This is a genomic window from Spirillospora sp. NPDC048824 (assembly GCF_043198455.1).
Lineage (GTDB): Bacteria > Actinomycetota > Actinomycetes > Streptosporangiales > Streptosporangiaceae > Spirillospora.
This window is the reverse complement of record NZ_JBICUS010000005.1, coordinates 171890-193596: the sequence shown is the minus strand read 5'-3', so window position 1 is coordinate 193596 and position 21707 is coordinate 171890. Positions and strand designations below refer to the sequence as shown.

24 protein-coding genes are annotated in these 21707 nt (G+C 71.1%); 15 read left to right on the top strand and 9 right to left on the bottom strand.

Annotated elements, in window-relative coordinates; all coding sequences use genetic code 11:
- Positions 1-14 precede the first annotated feature (14 nt).
- Positions 15-1010 carry a ribonucleotide-diphosphate reductase subunit beta gene (locus ACGFIS_RS12075; RefSeq protein WP_392970571.1) on the top strand — a complete coding sequence of 332 codons (996 nt, stop codon included), beginning with the start codon at positions 15-17 and terminating at the stop codon, positions 1008-1010.
- A 38-nt stretch (positions 1011-1048) separates the two neighbouring features.
- Here the strand turns inward: ACGFIS_RS12075 and ACGFIS_RS12070 are convergent, their stop codons facing one another.
- A complete protein-coding gene (locus ACGFIS_RS12070) occupies positions 1049-1549 on the bottom strand; it encodes a MarR family winged helix-turn-helix transcriptional regulator (protein WP_392909309.1) in 501 nt (166 codons plus the stop codon).
- Between the two features lie 106 nt (positions 1550-1655).
- On the opposite strand from ACGFIS_RS12070, the gene ACGFIS_RS12065 reads away from it, so the two are divergent.
- From ACGFIS_RS12065 to ACGFIS_RS12050, 4 genes are all read left to right on the top strand, one after another.
- Positions 1656-2585, top strand: a complete 930-nt coding sequence (locus tag ACGFIS_RS12065) for an EamA family transporter (protein ID WP_392909307.1) — start codon at positions 1656-1658, stop codon at positions 2583-2585.
- 32 nt (positions 2586-2617) lie between these two features.
- A complete protein-coding gene (locus ACGFIS_RS12060) occupies positions 2618-3808 on the top strand; it encodes an MFS transporter (RefSeq protein ID WP_392909305.1) in 1191 nt (396 codons plus the stop codon).
- Between the two features lie 77 nt (positions 3809-3885).
- Entirely contained in the window at positions 3886-4044 is a 159-nt protein-coding gene (locus tag ACGFIS_RS12055; protein ID WP_392909303.1) for a hypothetical protein, read from the top strand.
- 167 nt (positions 4045-4211) lie between these two features.
- The gene (locus ACGFIS_RS12050) at positions 4212-5333 is read left to right on the top strand and encodes a hypothetical protein (protein ID WP_392909301.1); all 1122 of its coding nucleotides are present in this window, start codon (positions 4212-4214) and stop codon (positions 5331-5333) included.
- Between the two features lie 71 nt (positions 5334-5404).
- Here the strand turns inward: ACGFIS_RS12050 and ACGFIS_RS12045 are convergent, their stop codons facing one another.
- Positions 5405-6112, bottom strand: a complete 708-nt coding sequence (locus ACGFIS_RS12045; protein ID WP_392909299.1) for a HEAT repeat domain-containing protein — start codon at positions 6110-6112, stop codon at positions 5405-5407.
- A gap of 134 nt (positions 6113-6246) precedes the next feature.
- Between ACGFIS_RS12045 and ACGFIS_RS12040 the strand changes: the two genes are divergently transcribed.
- From ACGFIS_RS12040 to ACGFIS_RS12020, 5 genes are all read left to right on the top strand, one after another.
- Positions 6247-6540, top strand: a complete 294-nt coding sequence (locus ACGFIS_RS12040; RefSeq protein ID WP_392909297.1) for a hypothetical protein — start codon at positions 6247-6249, stop codon at positions 6538-6540.
- Between the two features lie 155 nt (positions 6541-6695).
- Entirely contained in the window at positions 6696-7553 is an 858-nt protein-coding gene (gene larE, locus ACGFIS_RS12035) for an ATP-dependent sacrificial sulfur transferase LarE (protein ID WP_392909295.1), read from the top strand.
- On the top strand, positions 7550-8233 hold the full coding sequence (locus ACGFIS_RS12030) for an AIR carboxylase family protein (protein ID WP_392970568.1): 684 nt from the start codon (positions 7550-7552) through the stop codon (positions 8231-8233). Before larE ends, ACGFIS_RS12030 begins: the two co-directional genes overlap by 4 nt.
- Positions 8230-8850 carry a nickel pincer cofactor biosynthesis protein LarB gene (gene larB, locus ACGFIS_RS12025; protein ID WP_392970565.1) on the top strand — a complete coding sequence of 207 codons (621 nt, stop codon included), beginning with the start codon at positions 8230-8232 and terminating at the stop codon, positions 8848-8850. Before ACGFIS_RS12030 ends, larB begins: the two co-directional genes overlap by 4 nt.
- Positions 8847-9584 carry a LarC family nickel insertion protein gene (locus ACGFIS_RS12020; RefSeq protein ID WP_392909289.1) on the top strand — a complete coding sequence of 246 codons (738 nt, stop codon included), beginning with the start codon at positions 8847-8849 and terminating at the stop codon, positions 9582-9584. Before larB ends, ACGFIS_RS12020 begins: the two co-directional genes overlap by 4 nt.
- A gap of 23 nt (positions 9585-9607) precedes the next feature.
- Here the strand turns inward: ACGFIS_RS12020 and ACGFIS_RS12015 are convergent, their stop codons facing one another.
- Positions 9608-10033, bottom strand: a complete 426-nt coding sequence (locus ACGFIS_RS12015; protein ID WP_392970562.1) for an ATP-binding protein — start codon at positions 10031-10033, stop codon at positions 9608-9610.
- A 103-nt stretch (positions 10034-10136) separates the two neighbouring features.
- Here ACGFIS_RS12015 and ACGFIS_RS12010 point away from each other — a divergent pair, with 103 nt between their 5' ends.
- Together ACGFIS_RS12010 and ACGFIS_RS12005 are read left to right on the top strand one after the other, a co-directional pair.
- Positions 10137-10949 (top strand): helix-turn-helix transcriptional regulator, encoded by an 813-nt coding sequence (locus ACGFIS_RS12010; RefSeq protein ID WP_392909287.1) that lies wholly within the window; start codon positions 10137-10139, stop codon positions 10947-10949.
- Positions 10946-11140, top strand: a complete 195-nt coding sequence (locus ACGFIS_RS12005; protein ID WP_358455957.1) for a DUF397 domain-containing protein — start codon at positions 10946-10948, stop codon at positions 11138-11140. Before ACGFIS_RS12010 ends, ACGFIS_RS12005 begins: the two co-directional genes overlap by 4 nt.
- A 291-nt stretch (positions 11141-11431) precedes the next feature.
- On the opposite strand, the gene ACGFIS_RS12000 is transcribed toward ACGFIS_RS12005, so the two are convergent.
- Positions 11432-11674: a hypothetical protein gene (locus tag ACGFIS_RS12000; protein ID WP_392970559.1), complete on the bottom strand. Its 243-nt coding sequence runs from the start codon at positions 11672-11674 to the stop codon at positions 11432-11434.
- 178 nt (positions 11675-11852) lie between these two features.
- Here ACGFIS_RS12000 and ACGFIS_RS11995 point away from each other — a divergent pair, with 178 nt between their 5' ends.
- The 3 genes from ACGFIS_RS11995 (at position 11853) to ACGFIS_RS11985 (ending at position 13496) form a co-directional block, all read left to right on the top strand.
- Positions 11853-12005 carry a hypothetical protein gene (locus tag ACGFIS_RS11995; RefSeq protein ID WP_392970556.1) on the top strand — a complete coding sequence of 51 codons (153 nt, stop codon included), beginning with the start codon at positions 11853-11855 and terminating at the stop codon, positions 12003-12005.
- Positions 12006-12356: 351 nt separating this feature from the next.
- A complete protein-coding gene (locus ACGFIS_RS11990; RefSeq protein ID WP_392970553.1) occupies positions 12357-13034 on the top strand; it encodes a DUF433 domain-containing protein in 678 nt (225 codons plus the stop codon).
- Positions 13035-13052: 18 nt separating this feature from the next.
- Positions 13053-13496: a hypothetical protein gene (locus ACGFIS_RS11985; RefSeq protein ID WP_392970550.1), complete on the top strand. Its 444-nt coding sequence runs from the start codon at positions 13053-13055 to the stop codon at positions 13494-13496.
- Positions 13497-13606: 110 nt separating this feature from the next.
- On the opposite strand, the gene ACGFIS_RS11980 is transcribed toward ACGFIS_RS11985, so the two are convergent.
- Genes ACGFIS_RS11980 through ACGFIS_RS11960 form a run of 5 tightly spaced genes read right to left on the bottom strand, consistent with a single transcriptional unit; the run spans position 13607 to position 21590 of the window.
- Entirely contained in the window at positions 13607-14527 is a 921-nt protein-coding gene (locus ACGFIS_RS11980) for a lysophospholipid acyltransferase family protein (protein ID WP_392970547.1), read from the bottom strand.
- Positions 14524-16101, bottom strand: coding sequence for a lactate racemase domain-containing protein (locus ACGFIS_RS11975; protein ID WP_392912888.1), 1578 nt, complete (start codon positions 16099-16101; stop codon positions 14524-14526). The genes ACGFIS_RS11980 and ACGFIS_RS11975 overlap by 4 nt, the downstream gene beginning before the upstream one ends.
- Positions 16101-17357 carry a zinc-binding dehydrogenase gene (locus tag ACGFIS_RS11970; protein WP_392912887.1) on the bottom strand — a complete coding sequence of 419 codons (1257 nt, stop codon included), beginning with the start codon at positions 17355-17357 and terminating at the stop codon, positions 16101-16103. Before ACGFIS_RS11970 ends, ACGFIS_RS11975 begins: the two co-directional genes overlap by 1 nt.
- Positions 17354-19687: an HAD-IB family hydrolase gene (locus ACGFIS_RS11965; RefSeq protein WP_392970544.1), complete on the bottom strand. Its 2334-nt coding sequence runs from the start codon at positions 19685-19687 to the stop codon at positions 17354-17356. Before ACGFIS_RS11965 ends, ACGFIS_RS11970 begins: the two co-directional genes overlap by 4 nt.
- A gap of 10 nt (positions 19688-19697) precedes the next feature.
- On the bottom strand, positions 19698-21590 hold the full coding sequence (locus ACGFIS_RS11960; protein WP_392912885.1) for a sensor histidine kinase: 1893 nt from the start codon (positions 21588-21590) through the stop codon (positions 19698-19700).
- Between the last annotated feature and the right edge of the window lie 117 nt (positions 21591-21707).

Here is a 21707-nt window from a genome sequence, read left to right as displayed (position 1 = left end):
CAGAAGGAAGCGGCATGCTGCTCGACCCCGGTATGGACCTGACCCTGCGGCCCATGCGCTACCCCGGCTTCTACGAGCGCTACCGCGCCGCGATCCGCAACACGTGGACGGTCGAGGAGGTCGACCTCGCGTCCGACCTCGTGGACCTCGCCCGCCTCACGCCCGCCGAGGTGCATCTCGTCAACCGCCTGGTCGCGTTCTTCGCCACCGGAGACTCGATCGTGGCGAACAACCTGGTGCTCAACCTCTACAAGCACGTGAACGCTCCGGAGGCCCGGCTCTACCTGTCCCGGCAGCTGTACGAGGAGGCCGTCCACGTTCAGTTCTACCTGACCCTCCTGGACACCTATCTGCCCGATCAGGACGAGCGCGCCAAGGCTTTCGCGGCGATCGAGCACATCCCGTCGATCCGCTCCAAGGCGGAGTTCTGTTTCCGCTGGATCGACACACTCGGCTCACTGGACGAGCTGCGTACCGCCGCCGACCGCCGGGCGTTCCTGCTCAACCTCATCTGCTTCGCCGCGTGCATCGAGGGCCTGTTCTTCTACGGCGCGTTCGCCTACGTGTACTGGCTCCGCTCCCGCGGCCTGCTGAACGGCCTCGCGTCCGGAACGAACTGGGTCTTCCGGGACGAGAGCATGCACATGGCGTTCGCGTTCTCCGTGGTGGACACCGTCCGCGCGGAGGAACCCGAACTGTTCGACGCCGACCTGACCGACCAGGTCACTCGCATGGTGGAAGAGGCCGTCCAGGCGGAACTCGACTTCGCCCGCGACCTGTGCGGCGACGGCCTGCCCGGCATGAGCGCGGACGACATGCGCGCCTACCTCGAATACGTCGCCGACCAGCGCCTGGTCCGCCTGGGCCTCCCCGTCCGCTATGGCACCGCGAACCCGTTCGCGTTCATGGAGCTCCAGGACGTCCAGGAGTTGTCCAACTTCTTCGAACGCCGCGTTTCGGCCTACCAGATCGGCGTCGAGGGCGACGTCGCCCTGGACGAGGCCTTCTGACCGAACCGCCCGTCCGCTGACCGCTCCGGCGGCACGTCCTACATCAGGGACGTGTCGCCGAGCGATTCCAGTAGCTCGCGCAGCGCACCCGCGAGGTGATCCCGCTCCTCCGTCCGGAGCGCTCCCAGAATGCGCTCCTCGTTCGCCACGTGCAGTAGGAGGATCTCCTCGATCAAGGTCCACCCCGGCTCGGTCAGCCGGACCCGCACCGACCGCCGGTCGCCGTCGTCCCGGATCCGTTCGACGAGGCCCCTGGCCGCCAGCCGGTCGATCCGGTTGGTGATCGCCCCGGAGGTCACCATGGCGGCCTTGTTCAGGGCCCCGGCCGTCAGCTCGTAGGGCGGGCCGGACCGGCGCAGCGTGGCCAGCACGTCGAACTCCCACCGTTCCAGCCCGTGCGCACCGAAGAACTCCTTCAGCTCGCGCTCCAGCAGCAGCGACAGCCGGGAGATCCGCCCGATGATCCCCATCGGCCAGACGGGGACGTCGGGCCGCTCCCGCCTCCACTGCTCCAGCACCTGGTCCACCGCATCGCTCATCGCCGATCCTCTCCCTCCGGATAAATCTTAACGTTCATCTACTTGACGTTGAATCTCATCTCGGGCATTATCTCAGCATTGAGATTATCGACGGGAAGGCAACGAGATGTCCAGTACCTCATCGCGCGCCTCCGGGACGGTCGCGCTCACCGCGCTCACCCCCATCGTCTGGGGATCGACCTACATCGTCACCACCGAGCTGCTGCCGCCCGACCGTCCCCTGCTGACCGCGCTGCTGCGGGCGCTGCCCGCCGGGCTGGCGCTGCTGGCCATCACCCGGGTCCTGCCCCGCGGTGTGTGGATATGGCGGTCCGCGATACTCGGTGCGCTGAACATCGGCGTGTTCCTCCCGATGCTCTTCCTCGCCGCCTACCGGCTTCCCGGCGGCGTCGCCGCCGTCCTCGGCGCGGTCGGGCCGCTGTTCGTGCTCGCCTTCGCCGCCACCCTGCTGTCCGAACGTCCCACCGGGCGGAAGATCCTCGCCGGGTTCACCGGGATGCTGGGGGTCGGCCTGGTGGTCGTGCGCTCCGACGTGACCCTCGACACCATCGGTATCGCCGCCGGGCTCGCCGGGGCCGCGTCCATGGCCGCGGGGACCGTCCTCACCAAACGCTGGGGCCGGCCGGACGGGGTGAGCCTGCTGACCTTCACCGGCTGGCAGCTCACGGTCGGCGGCGTGCTGCTCGCCCCGGTGGCCCTGCTCGTGGAGGGCGCCCCGCCCGCACTCGACGGCCGCGCCGTCACCGGCTACCTCTACCTCGGCGTCGTCGGCACCGCCCTCGCGTACTGGATCTGGTTCCGCGGCATCTCCCGCCTCCCCGCCACCTCGGTCGCGTTCCTTACCCTGCTGAGCCCGCTGTCCGCGGCCGTCATCGGCTGGGTCGCCCTCGGCCAGGCCCTCACCCCGCTCCAGTTGCTGGGCATGGCCATCGCCTTCGGCGGCACCCTGCTCGGCCAGACCCCCGCGAAGACCCCGCCCACCCCGGCCGTGCAGCCCCCACCGGCCCGGACGCCGACGGCCGAGCTGGCCGCCTGAGACCCGACTCGCCGAACCTGGAGCCGAGAACCATGAACCACATCGACGCACCCGCCACCACCGAACCCGTCTCCGAACACGTGTCCCTCAAGCGCTGGCTGGCCGTCGCGGCGGTCGCGGTCGGGACGTTCCTCGTCGTGACGGCCGAACAGCTGCCCGTGGGCCTGCTCACCTCCGTCGGCGGCGACCTCGGGATATCCACGGGCACCGCGGGCCTGATGGTCACCGTGCCCGGCCTGGTCGCCGCCGCGAGCGCACTGCTGGTCCCGGTGGCGATCGGACGCATCGACCGCCGGGTCGTCCTCCTCGGCCTGATCAGCCTGATGGTGGTGGCCAACGTGCTGTCGTTCCTGGCCCCCGGCTTCCCGATCCTGCTGGCGTCGCGTTTCCTGGTCGGGATCAGCATCGGCGGGTTCTGGGCAATCGCCGCCGGCATCGCCGTCCGGCTCGTCCCGGACGGTCAGGTCGCCCGCGCCACCTCGATCGCCTTCGGCGGCGCCACCGCCGCCAGCGTTCTCGGTGTCCCGGCCGGCACCCTGATCGGCGGCCTCACCGACTGGCGCATCGCGTTCCTCACCCTGGCCGGCCTCGGACTCCTGGCCCTCGCGGCACTGTTCGTGCTGCTGCCCGCCATCCCCGCCGCCGGCTCCATCCGGCTCGGCACCCTGCTCGGGCTGCTGCGCGACCCGATCGTGCGCGCCGCCACGCTGACCACCTTCCTGCTGGTCAGCGGCCACATGGCGGCCTACACCTTCATCAGCCCCATCCTCCAGGAGATCTCCGGCATCGACGAGGGCCTCATCGGCCCGGTGCTGCTCGTGTTCGGCGTCGCCGGCGTCGCGGGCACCTTCGTCGCCGGAGCCGCCGCCGGACGCGACGTCCGCGCCACCATCGTCGCCGGCGGCGTCCTGCTCACCGCCGTCCTGGCACTCTTCCCCCTCGCCGGCGCGACCCCCGTGACCGGCATCGCCTTCCTGATCCTGTGGGGGCTGGCCTTCGGCGGCGTCCCCGTCGGCGTCCAAATGTGGATCTTCAAGGCCGCACCCGACCACGCCGAACCCGCCACCGCCCTCAACACCGTCATGTTCAACCTCGCCATCGCCGTAGGCGCCCTGTTCGGCGGCTTCGTCGTCGACGGCGCGTCCACCACCGCGGTCTTGTGGTTCGGAGCGCTCCTCACCGCCATGACCTTCCTCGCCGTCCGCTCCGCCCGGAGGACGTGACCCTGCGGACGGCGCGGGCCGAACTTTCCGGATAGGGCACGCGTTAACTGGGTACCGCTAGGCCGAGGAGGAAGAAGATGGCTTCCATCGTCATCCGGATCAAGAGGTTTCTCCGGAGTCCGCAGGGCCAGAAGGCGCGGGCCAGGGCCCAGCGGATGGCCCGTGACCCGCGTACCCAGGCCAAGGCCCGCCGCCTGCTCGGCAAGTTCCGCGGCGGCGGCGGCGCCCGCCACTGACCCTCGGCCCCCAACCAATCGCCGAACTGGCCCGTCCCCACCCCGGGGCGGGCCTTCGCCGTGCCGAAGCCCCGTGTCATGCTCGCGGATCCCGGGAACCGCGGAGTGCCGATACCCGCCTAAGCGTGATCCATTGACGCGGACGGCGCAGCCCCGGAGACCTCCTCATGACCACCGAGATCGTCATTGTTTCGTTGCCGCTGACCCAGATCGTCGAGTTCGGCGGTCTGCCCGTGCTGGACGCGGTGCCCACGCAGAGCAGCTGGAACCTGCGGCGGGACGCGGCGAAGGCGTTGGACCGCCTTGGCGCGGCCGTCCCGCCCCATCTTGAGCCCGATGAGGATCGTGACGCCACGCGCCTGGCCGCGGCGCTCGGCGACCCGGGTTCGGTCGCGTGGTGGCTGCCCCTGGTGTCCTGGGAGGACGACGGTCACCGCTACGCCGATGACCACCTGGAATGGCTCCTACGGCAAGTGCCCGGCGAGGCGATCACCACGCTGGTGATCGGCGGCACCGTCGACCACCTCCAGGTCGAGGACGACGGAGAAGAGCCGGTCGCCCCGAACAGGGGGCGGACCTTCTCCGCGCCCGCGAAGGACCCGTCCAGCAACGAGGAGGCGCTGCCCGACGCCGTCCAGGCGCTGGCGCGGCGTGCTGCGGACCTTCCGAATCTGCGCGCTCTGTACGTCGGGGAGATCGACACCGGCCAGCAGCACCATTGCGAGGACGTCGACGTGGCGGCGCTGCTGGAGGCCTTCCCCCGGCTGGAAGAGCTCACCGCGTGCGCCTTCCTCTCGCTGCGAATCCGCGTGGCCGATCACGCCCGCCTGCGCCGCCTCGCGCTCCATGGCGCGTTGATGGACGACGAAGTCATCGGCCTCGCCGGCAGCGCGCTTCCCGCCCTCGAACATCTGGAGGTGTGGTCACAGGAGCAGATGGCCGATGAACCGGATCCGGGCGAGCGGGAGGCGTTCGGCCTGCTGTTCGGGAGCGAGACGATGCCGCGCTTGCGCCATCTGGGCCTGCGCGAGTTCACGTTCGCCGACGAGATGGTCGAAGAACTGGCGGCCTCGCCTCTGCTGCCCCGGCTCCACACCCTCGACCTGTCCCGCAGCGCCGTCACCGACGCGGGCGCGCGGACGCTGCTGACCGCCGACGCCTTCCGGAGCCTCACCCGCCTGGACCTTCGCCGCCACTACATGTCCGCCGAGATGGTCGAAACGGTCCGCCAGACCTTCACCACGGCAGGTGTGGACATCGACACCGGCGACGGCGGCCACCTCGGCTGACCTCACCTCTGCCGAAGGCCGACACCCGGCATGAGTACCTCGGCCGGAACGGATCACCGCGATCCGTGCTGTCAGGGGAGTTGGTTCAAGGCGATGGCGGCCCATTCGCGCACTCGGCGGTCCGGGTCGTTGCGGAGCCGTATGGCGTGCGGGACCGCGGCGGCGGACCTGGTGTAGCCGAGAGCGCTGAGCAGCGATATCCGCACCTGAGGGTCGCGGTCCTTCAGCGCGGCGGCCATCGCGTCCATGGCCTCCGGGAGCCGCCGGGCGAGCATACCGGCGGGACCCGCCGCCGCGGACCGCACGCGGAAATGCGGATCCTTGAGCGCGGCCGTCACCCGGGGAAGGTCCTCGTCGGAGACGATGAAGTCCAGGGCCCAGACGCCTGTGGCGCGCAGTTCGCCGTCATCGGCGTCGACCAGGTCGAGCACCGCCGGACGCGCCCGCGCGGGGTCCTGTTCGAGGAGGTCGCAGATGATCGCCAGGAAGGTGTCCTGGTCGTCCCCCAGGTCCCGGGCCGCGGCGCGCAGCAGGACCGGGAGCGCGTCCACGCCGGCGATGCCCGCCAGAACCTCCCCGATCACGTCGCGCCCGTAGAAGTCCTTCCGCTCCAGGAAGGTCTCCAGGTGTCCCTCCAGTTCGGGGACCAGCGTGAGATCGGCGCCGTCGATCAGCATGCCGGTCAACTCGGTGATCTTGTCGAACTCGTCATCGAGATCCCGGTCCTCTTCTGGATCCTCCCCGGGCAGCAGGTGGATCAACTGGGCCAGAAGCGACATGCCCGCCATCTTGCCGCGAACGCTCCGGGTCCGCCACGCGATCGGACCGCCGCGCCGCCTTGGGCCGGGTGCCCCTGCTCTGAACTTTCGGTGGTGAGTGGTCGTTGGGGTGTAGAGGGGTAGGGAGGATCACCATGGCGTTGATAGATCGGATCATGCGGTTCGCGCGGGGGCCTCAGGTGCAGAGGGCACGTGCCAAGGCGGAGCAGGCGGCGCGGAGCCCGCAGGCGCAGAAGGCGCGGGCCAAGGCCGAGCAGGCCGCGCGGAGCCCCCAGGCGCATAAGGCGCGTGCCAAGGCCGAGCAGGCCGCGCGGAGCCCCCAGGCGCAGAAGGCGCGTGCGAGGGCGGAGCGGTTCGTGAACGATCCGCGTAATCAGGAGAAGGCGCGCAGCCTGCTGGCGCGGCTGCGTGGTGGCCGCCGCCACTGAACGAGTGTCCGCGAAGGGCCTGCTCCTCTCTGGAGCGGGCCCTTCGTTCCGCCGGCGTGCCGAAGCCGGGGGAGGTCGCCCGTCGGATGACGGATTCGGGGCGGCTCCTTCGCGCCTAGCGTCACGAGGCGGAGGACTACGCCGAAGGAGAATCCATGGCCGACAGGCCCGTTTCGCGGCTCCCGGACACGTCGAAGGTCACGGCCCTGCGCAGGGCGCTTGCTTCGCTGCCGGGTGCCGTGGTCGCCTACTCGGGCGGTGTGGACAGTTCACTGCTGGCCTACCTCGCGCATCGGGAGCTGGGAGAGCGGGCCGTCGCGGTGACCGCCGACTCGCCGTCGCTGGCCCGGACGGAGCTGGCGGACGCGCGTGCGCAGGCCGCGCGGCTCGGGATGCGGCACCGGGTGGTGACGACCGACGAGATGGACGACGAGCGGTATGCGGCCAACCGCGCCGACCGCTGCCGGTTCTGCAAGGAGGCCCTGGTCTCGGTGCTGAACGCGGTTGCGGCGGAGGCGGGGGACTGGCCCGTCCTGCTCGGCGTGAACACCGACGACCTCGGCGACCACCGGCCCGGTCAGAGCGCGGCCCGCCGGATGGGGGCGCGGTTCCCCATGGTGGACGCGGGGCTCAGCAAGGCCGACGTGCGGCTCGCCGCCCGCGGGCTGGGGCTGCCCACGTCCGACAAGCCGGCGTCCGCGTGCCTGTCGTCGCGTCTCGCCTATGGCGTGCCGGTCACGCGGGAGGCGCTGCGGCGGATCGAGGACGCCGAGGACGCGCTGCGGCGGGCCGGGTTCGGCGGGAGGTTCCGCGTCCGCGACCAGGGCGGCGACCTGGCGCGGATCGAGGTGGAGGCGGCCGATATCGCGCGTGCCGCCGAGCGGGCGTCCGAGATCGCCGCCCTGCTGAAGGACGCCGGGTTCCGGTACGTGACTCTGGATCTCGAACCGTACCGGCAGGGCAGCCACAACGCCGTGCTCGGCCTTCCCCGCGTGCGGGCGGCCGCCACATGACCGCCGAGGTCGACGAGCTGGGCTTCGCCCGGGTCGACATCGGGCGGGGGCGGCGCCGCGGCCACCCGGAGGCGGTCTTCTGCGAGGGCAAGACGACGGCGGAGGTCGTCGCGATCGCCGAAAGCCTGACCCGTGCGGGCGCGACGAACGTGCTCGCGACCCGCGCGACGGCTCGGACCCTGCTGGCGCTGCGGACGGCGTTCCCCGGGACGGTGGTCCACGAGCGTGCCCGGCTGGCCGTTCTGTCACCGGTCGCGCGGGGTGGTGCCGGACGGGTCGAGGTCGTGTGCGGGCGGCCCGAGGACGAGCCCGCCGCCGAGGAGGCGGCGCTGGTCGCGGAGGCGATGGGGAGCCGGGTGATGCGGCGTTATGACGCACCCGTGCACGATCCCGCCGCCCTGCCGGGGTGGCTTCACGAGCAGGACGGACCCGAGGTGTTCATCGTCGCCGACGGGACGGGCGGGGCCCTGCCGACGCTCGTGTCCGGGCTGGTGGACCGCATGGTCATCGCGCTTCCGACGTCGGCGAGCGGCGACCTGCCGGGACGGGCCGCGCTGCTGTCGGCGCTGAACGCCTGTTCGCCGGGCGTCGTCGCGGTCAACATCGACAACGGGTACGGCGCCGGATACGCCGCCCACCTCCACAACACGCGCCCCGGCGGACCACGGGAGGATGTGTGAGCCACGCGATCGTCGCCGCCGCCGACGCCGGCGGCCTCGACCCGGACCAGGTGCGCGACCGAGTCAAGGAACTGCTCGCCCGCGACGCCGAGGCCGCCTTCTTGCGGCGGGCGTCGCGGGACCAGTACGAGGCCGCGCGGGAGGCCGCGCCCGACGCCGTCCACCATCCGCGGTCCGGGCTCGTGGTGCTGACCCGTCCGCGGCCCCGCCCCTGTTCCCGGGTGCCGCTGCCGGTCGCCGTCGTCTCGGCGGGGACGGCCGACCTGCCGGTGGCGGAGGAGGCGATGGTCGCGGCGCACACGTTCGGCCTGCCCGCCACGCTGACGGCCGACGTCGGCGTGGCGGGGCTGCACCGCCTGCTCGCCGTGCGGGACGAACTCGACCTGGCGCGGCTCCTCATCGTCGTGGCGGGCATGGACGGCGCGCTGCCGTCGGTCGTGGCGCGGTTGTCGTCCCGCCCGGTGGTGGCGGTGCCGACCAGCGTCGGCTACGGCAGTTCCGAAGGCGGACTCGCGGCCCTGGCGGCGCTGCTGACCTCGGGGGCGCCGGGCCTGGCCGTCACCGGAATCGACGACGGCCTCGGGGCCGCAGTGCTGGCGCGGAGGTTGATGACGTGAAGACGGTCGCCTACTTCAACTGCTTCGCCGGGGTCGCCGGCGACATGGCCCTCGGTTCGCTGCTCGACGCGGGCGCCGAGCTGGACGAGGTGCGCGCCATGCTCAAGGGCCTGGACGTCCCCGGCTGGTCCCTGGACGCCGAGCAGGTGTCGCGGCGCGGCATCGCGGCCACCCGCGCCATCGTCGGCGTCGAGGACGACGCCGTGTCCCGGACGCACGCCGTCATCGAAGACCTCGTAGGGTCCGCGCCCCTGCCGGGGCGCGTGCGGGACCGCGCGCTCGCGGTGTTCCGGACACTCGCCGAAGCGGAGGGACGGGTGCACGGGCTCCCCCCGGAGGACGTGCATTTCCACGAGGTCGGCGGGCACGACGCGATCGTCGACATCGTCGGGACGTGCGCCGCGCTGGAGACCCTCGGCGTGGACGAGGTTCGGGCCGCGCCGGTCCCGGTCGGACGCGGCTTCATCCGGTGCCGGCATGGCCTGATCCCCAACCCGGGCCCCGCGGTCGTCGAACTGCTGGCCCGCGCACGCGCGCCCATCCACGGGCACGACATCGACGCCGAGATGGCCACCCCGACCGGTACGGCGCTCCTGGTCACCCTCGCGGCCGAGTTCGGCCCGATGCCCGCGATGACCGTCACCGCCAACGGCTTCGGCGCCGGAACGAAGATCTTCGGCGACTTCCCCAACGTCACCCAGGCCGTCCTCGGCGAGGTCCCCCCGGGACCATAACGCGGAGAGCCGGTGCGGTGAGATCAGGGTTTGAGGCGGGCCCAGACCCACTTGCCGCCGGTTGGGTCGGGGGTGTGGCCGCACTTGGTGGCGAGGGCCGCGATGATCGGGAGGCCCCGGCCGCCGTTGTCGTCCCAGTGGTCTTCGGAGACATCGAGCGTGTTGAGCGTCATGTCGATCTGGGGGCGCACTCGGGGGCGAGTCGGGCTCCCGTCCCACACGGCGATGAGGACGCCGTGTTCGTCTCGGCTGCACTGGTAGCGGATCTCCTTGCCGGGCGTGGCCACCACGGCGTTAGTGATCAATTCCGAGGCGATCAGGAATGCATCGTCCGAAATATGCACATAACCCCATTTATTAAGTCGCGATCGCGTCAGAGTGCGAGCAAGGCCGGGGGCAGCCTTTGACGCCAGCATGGGGATCAGCAGGCAGTCGGGGGTTGCGATCATGGTCGAGCCTCTCGGGTGCTGTTTCCTTGTTTCTCCTCCAAGGATTGGGCAACTGGAGCTATCTTCTTGTGTATCTCCGAAAACCGGAAACACGGGAGGTTGCGTGGCCCGCGTCAGAGATCCCCTCGACCCCAAGATCTCGCTCTGGCACTTTCTGGCATATGCCCTGCGCTTTGAGCGCGAGAAACACGGTCTCTCGCTGGCCCAGTGTGGCGAGATCATTAACGCTGCTCGTTCGACTGTTTCCAACATCGAGGCGGGCAGGCTCAAGCTCGGCGATGACCAGGCCAGGAAGCTCGATGCGCGGTACAACACCCCGCATATGTTCGAGTTGCTGATCTTCTTCGCGAACACATCCCATGATCCGGATTGGTTCCGGCAGTACACCGAGTACGAATCGAAGGCCGAAATCATCCGGATCTACCAGGGGCAGGTCATACCCGTCCCATTGCAGACAGATGACTACGCCCGAGCGTTCCTTACCGTGGCGGGCGTCAAAGACGTCGACCGTGCGCTGGCGGCGCGCGTCGCTCGGCAGGACGCGATCTTCGAGCGCCCGAAGCCGCCCGTCCTCCTTGTCCTGCTGGATGAGGACGCGATAGATCGTCCAGTGGGTGGCTTCGATGTGATGAAAGCGCAGCTCCAGCATCTTCTTGATCTGGGGGAGCGATCAGATGTGATCACCCGCATCGTCCCCCGCGAGGTTGGCGCGCATATCGGCCTCAACGGGCCGTTCCAGGTCATGAGCCGCGAGTCTGACGTCGCCTACATCGGCGCGTTCCATGGTGGGCGATTGGTCCAAGATCCTGTTGAAGTGCGGGAGCTCGCCGTAGATTTCGAGATGATCGGGGCGAAGGCGTTGAGCGAGGACGCTTCCAGCGCCCTGGTCGTTGAGATCATGGAAGGTTTCTCATGACGATCCACTGGCGCAAGAGCACCCGCAGCGGAAGCGCGACCGATGAGGCATGTGTCGAGGTGGCTGTGTTGCCCGAGGGAGTCGGAGTCAGAGACTCCAAGAGTCCGGACTGCGGGCGGCTTGTCGTGAACCGGGTCCAGTTCGGGAGCCTGTTGCAGGCGATCAAGGAAGGGGCGTTCGACAGGGCCTGATGAACACGGCCGGACTTGTGGCGTGGTCCTCAGTTGCCGATCAGAACGCGGCACGCCCCGGGCGCCACATGAGGAAGGCGCCGGGGCGCTTGTGCACGAGCTAGGGAACGGGGGGCAGGGCGTCCCGTCTCGCCGACCTCCATATCAAGACCGTGAAGTCGGCCGCTCCTCGCACCAGTGACAGCAGCATGCCAACTTTCGGAGTGTGCTCCGCCGTAAAGCCGGTGGGAAGGGATTTGGGCACCGCCGGACGTCGTTGGCCGGCGGTACCCGTGCTCGGTGGGGCGCGGGTCAGCGGCGCCAGATGCGGTGGTGGCGCGAGGACGGCGGCGTCGGACTCGTGGACTCCCACTTCCGGCGCCATTCCGACGCGTCCGGGCCGCGCGGGGCGCGGCGGCGGCCGGGGGAGTGCATCGACGCCCACCAGCCCTCGTCGTGCTCGACCCACAGGCGGCCGACCTCGTCCTCAAGGCGGCCGTTGAACGTGCCGGTCGACTCGTCCGGTTCGGGGGTGAGCGGCCGACCGTACCGCACGGACACGACCGGGCGGCCGCGCTTCGGCCAGAACCCTCCGCGCGGCATCGCCCGGTACGTGCGGCCCAGCGGGTGTCGCGGCGCGGCATCACCTGGTACGTGCCGCGCAGCACCAGCGGGACGGCCGGTACGCCGTGCTCGCGGCACATCAGCGCGGCGCCCGTCGTCCCGTCCGGTGGTGGCGGTGCCGACCAGCGTCCGCTACGGCAGTTCCGAAGGCGGTCTCGCGGCCCTGGCGGCGCTGCTGACCTCGGGCGCACCGGGCCTGGCCGTCACCGGCATCGACGACGGCCTGGGGGCCGCAGTGCTAGCCCGGAGATTGCTCACGTGAAGACGGTCGCCTATTTCAACTGCTTCCCCAACGTCACCCAGGCCGTCCTCGGCGAAGTCATCTCACCCTGACCCGCGAGAACCAGTCCCGTACCGGGGCCAAGGGGCACCACCGCACCGCGCAACTCTCGCTCCTCCGCGTCTCTGGGCGTCAAGCCATGGCCGGAAATGGACGCATGAACCGGCGCGCTGTCGGTTTGGCGCTATTAAGTTCGGAAATCGCCGTCCGTTCGGGGAGCCGCTCAGGTCAGACCTGGTCAGATGCCGTGCGATGCTGAGCTCCAGCCGGACCTACGTGCGAGGATGCGATGATGGCCGTCGGGCCGGGTAAGGGCGGAAGGGAGGTGTCGGTATGAGCGTGGTTGACCTACTGGATCGCCCTGTCTACGGCATGGCGCAGGTTGATCGTCTGCTGCGTCTCAAGTCGGGCACCGCGCGCCGCTGGATCGACGGCTACTGGCGCAACAGCCAGTTCTACGAGCCGATCGTGCGCCTGAGCCCTACGGGCGGCGCCCTCGTCACCTGGGGAGAGTTCGTCGAAGCCCGGCTGCTATCGGAGTATCGGGACGCCGGTGTGCGCATCAACAAGATGCGTGCCGTGGTGGCCGAGTTGCGCGACCACTTCGGGGACTACCCCTTGGCCAAGTCGGCACCTTTCATTTCGGCGGAAGGGCAGGAGGTGGTGCTTCGGATTCAGACCGATGTGGACCTCGATGAAGATCTGCAGTTGGTGCGTCTGGGCAGCAATGGGCAGCTCATGCTGTCTGCGCCTGTGCGGGAGTTCATGGACGCCGTCAAGTACCACGATGGGCGGGCCGCCATGCTGCATCCAGCGGCCGACATCCCCCAGGTGGTCATCGACCCGCTCAGGGCGTCGGGCGATCCAGTCGTCAGAGCCGTCCCTACCGAGGTCATCATCGATCTCACCGAGGCCGGGGACTCTCCCGAGTGGATCGCGGAAATGTACGACCTGGAATTGGCGCAAGTCGAAGCCGCCATCCGTTTCGAGCAGCGTCGGCGCGCCGCCTGAGAAGGAAAGCCCCCCACTATGGCCCCCGCCCCCGACGGGCTACGGTTCTTCGTCGATGAAACGTCCCTCGGACTCGGCAAGGTGCTGGCGATCGCCCGCCAGGACGTCATCCACACCGGACATCGGCTGATCCCCGAGGTTCCTTGCGGCGCGCTCGACGATGAATGGATGCCGATCGTCGCCGAGTTCGGCTTGGCCGTCATCACCCGCGACAAGAAGATCCGCAACAAGCATGCGAAGACCTTGCTGTACAGCGATTATGGGTTGAGGGTTTTCGCCATCGGCGGCAAGCAGAACCTGAGCAACTGGGAGACTCTGGTCCGCGTGGTTCATCGGTGGAGCGACATTGAACGGGAACTCAAGGAACACGGCCCTGGCCCGTGGTTCAAGATGGTCAACGCATCCCGTCTCGCCGACCTCCATATCAAAGACCGTGACGTCGGCCGCTCCTCGCACCAGTGACAGCAGCATGCCAACTTTCGGAGTGTGCTCCGCCGTAAAGCCGGTGGGAAGGGATTTGGGCACCGCCGGACGTCGTTGGCCGGCGGTACCCGTGCTCGGTGGGGCGCGGGTCAGCGGCGCCAGATGCGGTGGTGGCGTGAGGACGGTGGCGTCGGACGCGTGGACTCCCATTTGCGGCGCCATTCAGAGGCGTCCGGGCCGCGCGGGGCGCGGCGGCGGCCGGGGGAGTGCATCGACGCCCACCAGCCCTCGTCGTGCTCGACCCACAGGCGGCCGACCTCGTCCTCAAGGCGGCCGTTGAACGTGCCGGTCGACTCGTCCGGCTCGGGGGTGAGCGGCCGGCCGTACCGCACGGACACGACCGGGCGGCCGCGCTTCGGCCAGAACCCTCCGCGCGGCATCGCCTGGTACGTGCCGCGCAGCACCAGCGGCACGGCCGGTATGCCGTGCTCGCGGCACATCAGCGCGGCGCCCATCCGGAACCGGCGGGCCCAGCCGTCCGGCGACCGGGTCCCCTCCGGGTAGATGAGCAGGCTCCACCCGTCCTGGACGAGTTCGGACGCGAGGTCGAGGGACCGTTCGACGCCGCGCCGCTCGATCGGGAACGCGTTGAAGGTGAGCGCGGTGGCGACGGCGCGCCAGCGGGCGTCGAAGAAGTAGTCGGCCGCCGCCGCGACCGCGACCCGGCGGCGCACCTCGACGGGCAGCGACCCGAGGATGAGCGGTGTGTCGAGGTGGCTGGCGTGGTTGGCGACGAACACGGCCGGGCCCTTCAGCCCTTCGAGGAGGTCCAGGCCGTGGATCTCGGGCCGGGTCTGGCTCCAGGTGACGGTTCGGAGCACGCCGTCGAACGCGACCGTCCGGGCCGCGGCGGCGAGGGGCGTGCGTGCCCACTCGGTGGGGAACGGCCGCGTGCGCGGCCCCTCCGACCACGGCTGCGCGGACCGCGGTGCGGGGGCGCGGCCGCGCCAGTCGCGTCCGCGGCGCAGCAGCCGGATCTCCTCCACCAGTTTCATCCGGCCCCCGCTCATCGGACGTCCGCCAACGTCATCGGCGGCGTGTGCAGGTAGGTGAGGCTGGGGCTGCGGCCGACCGTCTCGCCCGCCATCTCCAGGGCGTCGGCGAGGGTGCTGGCCGCGCGGAACCCGAGCCGGGCCGCGACCCGCCGGTCGGCGCCCACGCAGATGACGTCGCCCAGGTGGGCGCGGGCATGCGCACCCCAGTACCACATGTAGAACGGGTGGACGCCGTGGTAGGCGTACGAGTTCCGGTACAGGTGGACGTACCAGGGGTCGGTGGCGTACTGCTCCTCGTACTTCGTCTCGATCGTCGCCGGGTCCGTCGTCTGCGTCAGCACCTCCTCGTAGAAGTCGATGTAGGAGGGGTGGTGCAGCGGATGGAACTCCGACTTCATCGGGTGGTACATGATGAGGGCGCCGCCCTCGCGCACCAGCGGCTTGTTCCGGTACATGTTGAAGTAGTAGCCGAGCCCCAGGCTGTACACGAGGATCGGGTTCATCACCGAGTTGACGTTGTAGGGGCACAGGTACGGCAGGCCCAGCATCAGCACGTCCGACTGGCCGTGCACCTCGGTGAGCTGCTGGCGGTGCACCGCCGCGAGGGTCCGCTCGTGGACGGCGTCGGTGGCGCCGGCGTTCACGCCGGTGACCCCGTACGGCGCCCGCATCCCCTGCCACACGCGGTGCCGCGCCCCGGCGGGGGCCAGGTCGTTGGCGCGTTTGGCGGCGAGGAATTTCGCCTGGTCCTTCAGCGTCCACTCCCACTCGCGCTTGTTGAGGAACTCGAACGGCGAGGGGAACTGGTCGTTGTTGAGGGTGCACTCGATGTGGAAGACCCGCACCGACTCCGACAGCAGCTTGTGCATCCGGTCATAGGAGTGGTGCATCGCCGAGTTCGGCGGGTCGTTGAACGAGCGGGACTCGCGCAGCGTGTGGACGTTGTGGTGGTGGCGCAGGCTCTTGTACGACGCGAGCCCGACCGCGACGGACTTCGCGCCGCCGTTCATCGCCACCAGGTTGATGTTCACGTACACGAGCAGGTCGCTCTCGGCGGCCCGCTTGTTGATCTCGACGTCCTCGCCGTGCCGGGTCTGCCCGAGCGCCTTGAGGTCGTCGGGGTCCTCGGCGTCGTGGTTGCGGAGCTTGTCCGGCCAGAACGAGTCGAACACGCGCTCCCCGACGATGTGCTTGATCTCCGCCGGGGTCATCCGGCGGTGCAGGGCGTTCCCGGCGATCAGCTCGACGTCGTCCACACCGGCGGACGCGGCCATCTCCAGCACCTGCTCGATCACCCGCTGCCGGACGTCGGGCGCCCGCATCGGCGGCAGCGGCAGCGACAGGTCGTCGAACACGATCGTCAGCCGCATGCCCGAATGCAGCAGCTCGGGCAGCGGCTCACTGCCGAGCGGATGCAGCAGCGCGTCGCGGATCCGGCCGTTCACGTCGCGGAGGCCGGGCAGGGAGTCCGGCGGGTAGATCACGCGGGTGCCGAGCGGGAACCGCTCCAGCCGGAACCCCTCTCCCTCGTGCACCAGGATCGGGGGCGTCCGCTCGTCCACCTCCAGCACGAGTCCCGGTCTGCTCATCAAACGGCTCCTTCGCGATCGAGGTGGTCGGTGCTGTCGCCGTTCAGCGCGGCGGCCGCGGCGCCGTTCCGCGGTCCCGTGCCGTTCTGCGGGGCGAACGCGATCTTGACGCTGCCCGAGCGGCCGGCGGACAGCGCGTGCGACAGCGCGTCCCGCCAGCGGGTGAGGGGGTAGACGCTGTCGACGAAGCCGTCGAGGGCGTCGTGGGAGGCCAGGTCGATCGCGGCCTGGAAGTCGTCCGCGCCGCGGCTGGCGTAGGAGCCGACGATGTTCAGCTCCCGGAACCAGGCCGGCGTCAGGTCGGCCGGCTTGGACGGCATGCCGGACAGCAGCACCGTCCCGCCCGCCCGGACGAGGCGCAGCGCGGTGTCGAGGCCCTCGCCGCCGGTGCATTCGACGACGATGTCGGCGCCGCCGAGCAGGTACCCGGGGCCGAGTTCGGGACGGACGAGCGAGCCGCCGGTGATGCGCCGCAGCCCGCGCAGCGCCGCCGACGGGTCGATCGTCTCCGTCGCGCCGAGCGCCCGTGCCCGCCGCCGCTGCCCCGCGTGCCGGGCGATGACGGTGATCGGCCCGGCGGCGGTCAGCTCGCGGAGCGCGAGGACGGTCAGCAGCCCGACCGTCCCGGCGCCGACCACGACGATCGACGTGCCGCGCGGGACGTCGATGCGGCGCACGGACCGCACCGCGCACGCGAGCGGTTCCGACAGCACGGCCCGTTCGGACGGCAGCGACTCCGGCACCCGGTGCAGCTGGCTGTGGTGCGCGACGAGGCGTTCCGACCAGCCGCCGCCCGTGTCGGCGCAGAACCCGGTCTGCAGCCCCGACGAGATCCGCCCGGCGTTGACGTGGTCGCATCTGTTCGCGTGGCCGCTCGCGCACGGTTCGCACGGGCCCGTCCCGCGCGCCCGGCACGGCAGCACCGGGTCGATGACCACGCGCGTCCCGGCGGGCATGTCGCCGGCGTCGTCGAGGAGTTCGGCGACGACCTCGTGGCCCGGGACGAACGGCATCGACGTCAGCGGCCCCAGGTACGGGGACACCTTCCCCGCCGCCATCGCCAGGTCCGACCCGCAGATCCCCGACAGGACGGTCCGCAGCCGCACCCAGCCGGGTCCGGGTTTGCCGGGCGGCTGCCGGTGCGACAGCCGCAGCGGCGCCAGCGAGGGGACGGCCGCCGGGCGGAGCCGCCCGGGCAGCCGCGCCGCGGCGAGATAGCGCGCGGGCGAACGGTGATACTCCAACGCCAAAATCATCGGGCGTCCTCCAATGCGGCGTCGAGGAGGGTGGAGACTGCTCCCGAGTCGCCGTCCCAGTCCGCGATCGACCAGCGCTGCCGTTTGGCGTGCCGGTACAGGCGGGGGTCGGGGTTGACGGCGACCGGGTTGCCGACCTGCTCCAGGACGGGCCGGTCGGAATAGTGGTCGCCGTACGCCCAACTCCCCGCCAGGTCGACGCCCTCGTCGCGGGCCCAGGCGCGCAGCCACGCGGCGCGCGCCTCCCCGATGAGCGGTGGACGTTCGAAATGCCCCGTGTAGTGCCCGTCGACGACGCGGAGTTCGGCGGCGAGCACGTCGTCGAACAGGGTGCGGAGCGGCTCGACGAAGACGTCCACGGTCCCGGTGAGCAGCACCGTGCGGTGCCCGGCGGCGCGATGCCCGCGGATCCGGCGGATCGCCTGCGGCCAGGCCCGCCGCAGCAGCACGTCCCCGAGCCGCTGCCGCGCCAGCGCGCGCAGCTGCGCCTCGTTCGCGCCCTCGTAGCGGCGGACGAACTCGCGCAGGAACTCGCCGCGGTCGCGGTGCTCGGTGCGCAGGTAGCGGGGCGCGGCCCGCAGGACCGGCACCAGCGTCCCCGCCCACGACCGGACGGGCACGTCCAGCAGCCGCGCCCACAGGTGCGCCTCCACCACGTCGGACGCGACGATCGTGCCGTCGAGGTCGAACACGGCCGCGACGTCGCGCCGCTCCTCGAACCGGACCGCGGGCGGGGCGGGGCGTCCCGACGTCAGCGCCGGACGCGGCTCCGGATGGTGCGCCGGCGCGAGCCGGAACGCCGCCGTCACGGCGGGGCAGTGCACCTCGCCGAGGTAGTGCGCCCAGTCGATGACCGCCGAGTCGCAGCCCGCGCCGTCCGGCAGCGAACGGTCGAGCGCGACGGTGCCGGAGTCGGCGTACACGACCTCGGCGGCGCCGTAGGCCCCGTACAGGTCGCGGTAGCGGCGCAGCATCTTCACCTCGCGTCCCTGCTTGTACAGGGTGCGCTGCCAGCCGCGGGTGCGGTCCCCGCTGGGGAGCATCATCAGGGCGCGTTCGGCGATGTCCATCGCGCGTTCCGCCGTGCCCAGCATCTTCTCGGCGCGGCCGTCGCTGAGCAGCGCCACCTCGCGGGGGCGGATCGCGCCGCGCCCGTCGCCGCCGGGCAGCGGATACTCGGTGAAGTAGCCCTGGACGAGCTCGACCAGCCGCTGCAGCGTCAGCGGGTTACGGGCGCCGGACCCGACGTGGTAGTAGGCGGGGGCGCCCGGCTCCGGGACGGCCGCGGCGGCGCCGAGCAGCGCGTTCACGACCAGGTCGACGGGGATGATGTCGACGATCCCGTCCGGGATGCCGGCGAGCGCCCGCAGCATCCCCTGCCCGTAGGCGAGGATCAGCGGGTCGGCCATCTTGAACCCGTCGATCCAGCCGGGGTAGGGGTGCCGCAGCGCGCTCTCCACGATCGCGGGCCGGACGATCGACAGCGGCAGGTCGCGGGCCGTGTCCTCGGCGGTGCGTTCCCCGAGGGCCTTGGTGAAGGTGTACACGTCCGGCCAGCCGAGGCTGCGGGCCCGTTCCCGCCCGTAGTCGGTCAGGCGGCTGTCGACCTCCTCGCGGCGGCGGCGCTCGGTGTCGGCGGCGACGGCGGTCGGGCCCGCCTTGCCCTGCTCGCCGAGCGCGGCGGCGCGCAGCCGCCCGAGGACCTCGGGCCGCCGGGAGTGGCGTTCGACGGACCGGCGCGCGTCGACCGCGTACTCCAGTTCGGTGGCCCAGTCAACGGTGTGGTCCAGGCTGGTCTCCGGGACGACGCCCTTGCGGGAACCCGCGACGTAGGCGGTGGAGACGTGCACGATGTGCGGGGTTCTCCCGGACCGCTCCCCGGCGCGCTTCGCCGACTCGTACAGGTTGATCGTGCCGACGACGTTGGTCGCGAACGCCTCGTCGATCGGCGGGTCGAACGACACGATGGACGCGCCGTGGATGACCACGTCCACGTCGTCGGGCAGTTCCGGCACGGACTCGGTGATGTCGGCCGCGACGACCCGGACCCGTTCCCGCACGATCTCGCGGGCCGCGTCCTCGCCGGTCCGCTCCCGCCACGGCGCGAACACCGGCTTGGCGATCACTTCGTCGAGCCGCTGGTCCGCGGTGACGCCGGGCCGCTCCCGCAGCAGCGCGACGATCCGGGTCGCGGGATATCCGGACAGCAGGCGCTCCAGGAGGGCCTGCCCGATGAACCCCGTGACGCCTGTGAGCAGGACGGTACGCCCGGCCAGGCCATTGATCACGCCGGATCGTTGTGAGCGGTCAAGGTCGAAATCCTGCGTCATGCCCGGAACGCTAGGCACGGAAGGGAAGCGGCGAATCCGTCATGTGACGGGGCTCTTCCACCATCCCCCCGCCCGCGTGGAGGGGGATCTCCGCGACGAGTGTGAACCCGCCGTTCCCGTCCGTCCCGGCTGAGAGGGAGCCGCCGAGGGCGCCGGTCCGGACCGTCAGGTTCGACAGGCCCTTGCCCGTCCCGGGGTCGGTCCCGGTGAACGACGGCGGGATGACGCCGTCGTTGACGACCGTGAGCCGCACGATCCCCTGGTGGACGGTGACCGTGATGTCGCAGCGCTCCGGATGCGCATGCCGCAGGACGTTGGTGACGGATTCGCGCAGCACGGCCGCCAGTGCGCCGTCCACTGGGGAGGACGGCGCCAGGTCCCGGAGGTCGGGCAGCTTCAGGTGGACCTCGGCGCCGGCGGCGGTCAGCGCGGCACGTGCCGACACGGCCTCGTCCCGCAGGGACAGGGCCCTGTCCTCCTCGGCGACCGCGCTGGCGTCCGCCCGCGACCGCTCGGCGAGGGCGGCGAGCTCGCCCAGCTCGGCCGCCGCGCGCACCGGATCGGTGGTGACCAGCCGCCGCGCCAGCTCCGCCTTGACCGTGATCGTCGACAGCCCGAGGCCGAGCAGATCGTGGACGTCGCGGGAGATGCGCAGCCGCTCGTGCAGCGCCGCCATCCGCGCCAGCCGCTCACGGGCGACATCGACCTCCCGGGCCAGCTGCGGCAGCCGGTACAGCGCGTACACGACCACGCCGATCTGCACCGAGACCGCACACGTGTAGAGGTAGAACAGCGTCCCGTACGAGGCCCACAGAGCCGGGACGCACCACAGGGCGATGGTCAGCGAGAACAGGATCCACGCCCACCGCCCGCGCGACACCAGCAGCACCGAACCGGTCGCCAGGCACGCCATCGTCGCCCAGGCCGGGCCGAGCAGGGCGTACGGGACGAAGATCAGCAGGACCTGTGCGGACAGCGTCCACGCCCCCGCCCTCGGCCGCCGCCCGCGCAGCACGGTCGAGGAGTGCCGGAGCTGCAACACCGAGATCGCGACCGCCACGACCGCCGCCGCGCCGGTCGCCCGCCACGAACCGCCCGTGCCCGTGTGAACGTACGTGACCTGCTGCCAGCCGAAGCCGACGGTCACGAACACCAGGATCGTCCAGGCCAGACGCGACTGCGTCACACGTCCGGGACGGTGGCGCCTGGGGGAGGGGCCCTGCAGCGCGCCGACGATCGACCGGACGTCCGTCGCCGCGCGCCGCGCGGTGCGGGCCACCTCGTCCAGGTCGGCGCGGGCCGCGGCCGCGTCGAGCGGCAGCCGCTCCCGGGCGCGCCGGCTCACCAGCTCGACCCGGGTGAGCGCCGCGCCCAGCACCGCGCGCAGGCTGCCCGCCGCCTCCAGCCGCTCCCGCGCCGCCGCGGCCGCCGCGAACTGCGCCCGGGTGGCGTGCAGTTCCCGGACGAACCCGGACAGCCGCGTCAGCGCGTACATCGACAGCCCGACGTTCATCGTCGCCATGACACAGAACGACACGTCCTGCGCGGACCAGCCCTGGGAGTACCGCAGCAGGCCCTCCGCCGCCGCGACCAGCCCCACCATGAACCACGACAGCGGCGGACGCAGCAGAAGCAGCATCGCGCCGGCGAGGAACCCGCCCACGATGGGATACCAGTGCGTGCCGAACACCAGCAGCGGCAGCAGCGCCAGCGCCGACTGCACCGCCAGATGCGTCACGATCACCCACCGGCGGGGCTGCTGCGAGCGCGGGCCGTACAGGACGAGCAGCCACTGCACCCCGAAGATGCCGGTGATCACGATGGTGGCCGACAGCAGCATGTGGGACGGGCCGGTCTCGGCCTGCTTCAGCAGCCGGGTCTGCAGCATCAGTACCAGGTACATGCCGGTGATGACGCGTGCGAACAGGGGCGTCCGGCCCGCGAGGCCCGCTGAAGCAGGTGCAGGCCCCGCCGGCTGGTCTCGTCGCCGAGCGGATCCGTACCGTCGCGCCACGTCCAC